The sequence below is a fragment of the Ilumatobacter sp. genome, assembly GCF_049588435.1.
Classification (GTDB): Bacteria; Actinomycetota; Acidimicrobiia; order Acidimicrobiales; family Ilumatobacteraceae; genus Ilumatobacter_A.
In genome coordinates, this window is sequence record NZ_JBAVYV010000266.1 from 1 (window position 1) to 5,450 (window position 5,450).

A 5,450-nucleotide genomic window follows, 5' to 3' on the forward strand; every position below is an offset into this window, starting at 1 on the left:
AGGAAGACACGATGAGCAAGCGACTGCACGAACTGTACGAGAACGAGGGTCAGAGCGCCTGGCTCGACAACCTCCGCCGGGACTACATCACGTCCGGCAAACTCGTCGACATCCGCGACGGCGGGGCGCTCGGCCTGACCTCGAACCCGTCGATCTTCCAGAAGGCGATCCAGGGATCGTCGGACTACGACGAGCAGTTCGCCGAGATCGCGGCCGACGATGGTCCGATCGTCGACGACTACTGGTCGCTGGTCATTCGTGACATCCACGCGGCGTGCGACGTGTTCTCCAAGGTGTACGACCATTCCGACGGCGTCGACGGCTATGTGAGCGTCGAGGTCGCACCGGACCTCGCCCACGACGGTCCCGGTACGGAGCAGGCCGCGCGTGATCTGCACACCCGGATCAACCGACGCAACCTGATGGTGAAGATCCCCGGCACCGAGGCGGGCCTCGCTCCGATCGAGGAGATGATCGCCGAAGGTCGCAGCATCAACGTCACGCTGATCTTCTCGCTCCCCCGCTACGAGAAGGTGATCGAGGCATACATCACCGGTCTCGAGCGACTCGCGGAGGATGCCGACGCCGACCTGTCACAGGTCGCGAGCGTGGCGAGCTTCTTCATCAGCCGAGTCGACGTCGAGGTCGACAAGCGGCTCGAAACCATCGGCTCGGACGAAGCGCTGGCACTCCGCGGCAAGGCCGCCGTGGCCCAGGGCAAGCTCGCCTACAAGCTGTTCACGGAGAAGTTCTCCGGTGATCGCTGGGAGCGTCTCGCCGCACGCGGCGCACGGGTGCAACGTCCGCTGTGGGCGTCGACGGGGGCGAAGAACCCCGAGTACCCCGACACGCTCTACGTCGACGAGCTGATCGGCCCGGACACCGTCAACACGCTCCCCGACGCGACGCTCGATGCGTTCGTCGATCACGGCACGGTCGCTCGACGGGTGGATGTCGACGTCGCCGAGTCCGAAGCGGTCTGGGCGAAGCTGCCCGAGGTCGGCGTCGACATGGACGATGTCGCCGCCCAACTCGAACGCGAAGGGGTCGACAGCTTCGCCAAGGCGTTCGACGAGTTGATCGCGGCCCTCGAGGACAAGGCCGCGTCACTCCGCAGCTGAGCGACGCGCCGAGCTCAGCTCAGCGGCTCGCGGTCGTCGGGGTGACCCCGGGGCGCGCCGCATCGGACGATCCCGGAAACCAACCCTGGGTGCGGTTGGCGAACGACACGAGCGAGAGCATCACGGGCACTTCGATCAGAACACCGACGACGGTCGCGAGCGCCGCACCCGACCCGAGGCCGTACAGGCTGATGGCGACGGCCACGGCGAGCTCGAAGAAGTTCGAGGTGCCAATCATCGCCGCGGGCGCAGCGACGTCGAACGGCAACCGCAGAGCGCGCGCCGAGCCGTAGCCGATCGCGAAGATCCCGTAGCTCTGGATGAGCAGCGGGATCGCGATCATCAGCACGCGGGCCGGTTGATCGATGATCGTCTGGGCCTGGAAGCCGAAGAGCAGCACGACGGTGAGCAGCAGTCCGATGACCGATGTCGCCTTCAGTCGCCCGGCGAAGGCGTCCACGGCATCGTTTCCACCCGACCGGATCAGTGACGAGCGCGTGACGAGGCCTGCGCCGAGCGGGACGACCACGAAGATCACCACGGATGCGATCAGCGTGGCCCACGGCACCGTGAGATCGGTGACGCCGAGCAGCAGTCCCGCGATCGGTGCGAAAGCGAAGACGAGGATGAGATCGTTGATCGAGACCTGAGCGAGCGTGTAGTTGGGATTGCCGTTGGTCAGTTGGCTCCAGACGAACACCATCGCAGTGCAGGGTGCGACGCCGAGCAGGATCATTCCGGCGATGTACTCGTCGGCCTCCCCGGCGGGCACGAAGTTCGAGTACACGTAGCGGAAGAAGAAGTACGCCAGTGCGGCCATCGTGAACGGCTTGACCAGCCAGTTGATCGAGAGGGTGAGGATCAGGCCCGTCGGACGGCGGCGGACGTCGCTCAGGCAGTCCGGCTCGACCTTGAGCATCATCGGGTACACCATCAACCAGATCAGCACGGCGACGACGAGGTTCACCTGGGCAACCTCGAGGTCAGCGATCTGCTCGAACACCCCGGGGACGATCAGCCCCAGTCCCACACCGACGACGATCGCGAGGGTCACCCAGATCGTGAGGAACCGTTCGAAGGATCCGAGCCCGCTGTCCGCCCGGGCCCCGGTCGATGATGTCGCCACCGGGTTCGGGGCCGGGCTGGGAGTCGACGTGCTCACGCCACGACCGTTTCGGGCTCGACTCGGGCGACCAACGATGCCAGTGCCGTGTTCTCGATCGTGTAGTCGACCCAGCGACCACGCTTCGCGCCGGTGATCAAGCCGGCCTCGCGCAACACCTTCAGGTGATGGGAGAGCAAGGGCGGCGACACCGCGGCGACATCGGAGAGTTCACATGCGCATCGTGTCCCGCCACGGAGTTCACACACGATCGCCCAGCGCACGGGATCCCCCAATGCCTTGAACTGTTCAACAACGATTGAATCGTCCACGCCCGCATCGTAGCCACGATCGGCTCAGAGCGCTGCCGTTTCAGGCACAGCGACGCGGGCGACCGTTCGAACCGGGCCGCCCCGCTGAGATGCGACGACGGACCCGACGATCAGCGCTGCCCCGACGAGCTGTGGTGCCCGGAGTGTCTGATCGAGGAAGATCCAGCCGGCGAGCGTGGCGACGAGCGGGCTGAGGACTCCGAGGAAGCTGACCACGTTGACCTGGAGCAGCTGGATCCCTCGGAACCAGTTCGCATACGCAAGTCCGGTCCCGACGACGGCGAGCCAGAGGAACCCGGCGACGTTCGTGGGCGAGATGTCCGTCGGAGCCCCTTCGGCGAGCACGACGACCGGCACGAGAGCGAGACCACCCGCCGTGAGCTGCCATCCGGTGAAGGTGATCAGGTCCACGGGTCGCCCCCAGTGCTTGGTCAGCACGACTCCGGTCGCCATCGACACGGTGCCTGCCAACGCAGCGGCAACTCCGACCGGATCGAGTGAGGCCGTCGGTCCGAGGACGAGGAAGGCAACGCCCGCGACTCCGGCGACACCGGCCCACGCCACGCGTCTCGTGAACGCCTCACCGAGCACGACGGCTGCGATTCCGGCCGCGACGAGCGGCTGGAGCGCGCCGGCTGTTGCGGCGACCCCACCGGGGAGCCGGAACGCGGCGACGAAGAGCAGCGCGAAGAACGCTCCGATGTTGAGCACGCCGAGCAGCGCTGCACGCCACCACCACACCCCGACCGGAAGGCGACGCCCGACGAGCATGAAGGCCACCCCGACCGGGAGCGCACGCACTGCCGCCGCCAGCAACGGACGCCCCTCGGGGAGGAACTCGGTGGCGACGATGTACGTCGTTCCCCACACCGCCGGCGTCAACGCAGTTTGCGCGGATGTTCGCCACGTGGGACCACTCGACGGCTCCCCCGGATCTCCCCCGGCCGCCCCCGCCGCCGGCCCCGAGGACGGTGTCGGCCCGCCGACCTGTTCTCTTGACATGAAGAGAACCATATCGGACTTTCTCTCGACATCAAGAGATTGTTGTACGATCGTGCCCATGCCGTTGGATCGAGTCGACGAGATCGTCGAGCAATGGAAGGTGCAACGGCCCGATCTGGACACCTCGGGCATGGCGATCATCGGTCGGCTGGCCCGACTCGAACGCCAGATCCGGCCGCTGCTCGACGATGTCTTCGAACGGCACGATCTCGAATCGTGGGAGTTCGACGTCCTCGCCACCCTGCTGCGCTCCGGTGACCCGCACCAGCTCACCCCGGGGCGACTTCTCGAGTCGACGATGGTCACCTCGGGAGCCATGACCAACCGACTCGACCGCCTCGAGCGGCGCGGCCTCGTCCGGAGATCCAAGAGCCCCGACGACGGTCGCCAGGTGCTGGTCACGCTCACCGAGCCGGGCCGAACCGTCGTCGATCGGGCGGTCACCGACCACGCGGAGAACGAACGACGCATCGTCGGGGCGATGTCGGCCGATGAACGGCGCGAGCTCACGGCGCTCCTGCGCCGGCTGCAGATCGCGGTCGAGCAGGCGAACGACGACTGAGCAGTCCGGGCTCACAGCCACGGCGAATCAGTTCACGGTTGATCAGTTCACGGTTGATCAGTTGACGGTTGATCAGTTGACGTCGATGACGATGCGGTGGTATCCCTGCGCACCGTCGGGTGCGACCGCCTTGCGTTCCTCGGCCTGTGGGTCGCCGTCACCGTCGATCGCGCGGACCTCGATGGTGTGTCCCCCACGCTCGACGTCGCTCGTGTCCCAGCGGTACACCCACTGGACCCACGTGTCGGCGGACGGAACCGAACCCAGTTCGGCGTCCCGCCACTCCCCCTCGTCGACGCGGACCTGCACGGACTCGATCCCACGGTGCACCGCCCACGCGACCCCACCGATCGGAACGACGCCGTCGCGCTTCGCTCCCGATCGCGGCGTGTCGATGCGTGCCATCGTCTTCACCGGGCCGCGCTTGGACCATCCTCGGGGCACCCAGTACGCATCGAAGTCATCCCAGCGGGTGAGCGTGATGCCGGTGACCCACTTCGTCGCCGAGACGTACCCGAACAACCCGGGAACCACGATCCGCACCGGGTAGCCGTGGCGCGCGGGGAGCGGCTCACCGTTCATCGCGATGGCCAGCATCGCGTCACGGCCGTCCATGATCGCCTCGATCGGCGAGCCGCAGGTCCATCCGTCGACCGAGCGCGACACGACCTGTTCGGCTCCCGTCTGCAGTCCGGCCTCGTCGAGGATGTCCGCGAGGCGAACCCCCTGCCACACCGCGTTGCCGACGAGCTCACCACCCACCGGGTTCGACACACACGACAACGTGATGTTGCGTTCGATCTGCGGACGGGCGAGGAGGTCGGCGAACGTCAGCTCCATCGGGTTGTCGACGAGTCCGTCGATCTTGAGCGTCCACGTGTCGGCGCTGACCTGCGGGACCACCAGCGCGGTGTCGATTCGGTAGAACTGATCGTTCGGCACGACGAACGACTCGATCCCCTCCACTCCGAGCGAGAACTCATCGGGCATGATCGCCGCAGCTTCGTCAGCGGCGACGTCCGGAATGACGAGCGTCGCCCGCTCCTGGTCGATCTCGAACCGACGACGCATCGTCCAACCGATCCCGCCGGTGATCGCCGCCAACGAACCGATGCCGATCGCTCCCATCATGAACTGCCGCCGGTCGGGGCCGAGCATCGTCGGCCGTCCTGCCGCGTCGGACGGACCACGATGTGGAGCGAACCACCACAGAACGCCGAGCGAAACGATCGTTCCGACGATGGTCGGCAGGAGCTTGGCCAGCGTCGGTTCCGGGCGGATCAAAACCGCCCAGGCCCCGATGACACCGACGGCACACGTGAGGGCGTACG

General features: G+C 66.8%; 6 protein-coding genes. 2 read left to right on the forward strand and 4 right to left on the reverse strand.

The annotated features are described in order from the left end of the window. The first annotated feature begins 11 nt into the window (after window positions 1-11). On the forward strand, window positions 12-1,121 hold the full coding sequence (tal, locus tag WBV89_RS10445) for a transaldolase (RefSeq protein ID WP_423981286.1): 1,110 nt from the start codon (window positions 12-14) through the stop codon (window positions 1,119-1,121). Between the two features lie 19 nt (window positions 1,122-1,140). On the opposite strand, the gene arsB is transcribed toward tal, so the two are convergent. From arsB to WBV89_RS10460, 3 genes are read right to left on the reverse strand one after another with little or no spacing between them, the layout of a single operon-like run. Then, a complete protein-coding gene (gene arsB / locus WBV89_RS10450) occupies window positions 1,141-2,247 on the reverse strand; it encodes an ACR3 family arsenite efflux transporter (RefSeq protein ID WP_423981287.1) in 1,107 nt (368 codons plus the stop codon). 32 nt (window positions 2,248-2,279) lie between these two features. Next, window positions 2,280-2,555: an ArsR/SmtB family transcription factor gene (locus tag WBV89_RS10455; protein WP_423981282.1), complete on the reverse strand. Its 276-nt coding sequence runs from the start codon at window positions 2,553-2,555 to the stop codon at window positions 2,280-2,282. A gap of 24 nt (window positions 2,556-2,579) precedes the next feature. Further along, on the reverse strand, window positions 2,580-3,557 hold the full coding sequence (locus WBV89_RS10460) for an EamA family transporter (RefSeq protein WP_423981283.1): 978 nt from the start codon (window positions 3,555-3,557) through the stop codon (window positions 2,580-2,582). Between the two features lie 58 nt (window positions 3,558-3,615). Between WBV89_RS10460 and WBV89_RS10465 the strand changes: the two genes are divergently transcribed. Continuing rightward, window positions 3,616-4,119 (forward strand): MarR family winged helix-turn-helix transcriptional regulator, encoded by a 504-nt coding sequence (locus WBV89_RS10465; protein WP_423981284.1) that lies wholly within the window; start codon window positions 3,616-3,618, stop codon window positions 4,117-4,119. A 72-nt stretch (window positions 4,120-4,191) separates the two neighbouring features. Here WBV89_RS10465 and WBV89_RS10470 read toward each other — a convergent pair. Then, the coding region (locus WBV89_RS10470) for a molybdopterin-dependent oxidoreductase (protein WP_423981285.1) at window positions 4,192-5,450 on the reverse strand (1,259 nt) is incomplete at its 5' end.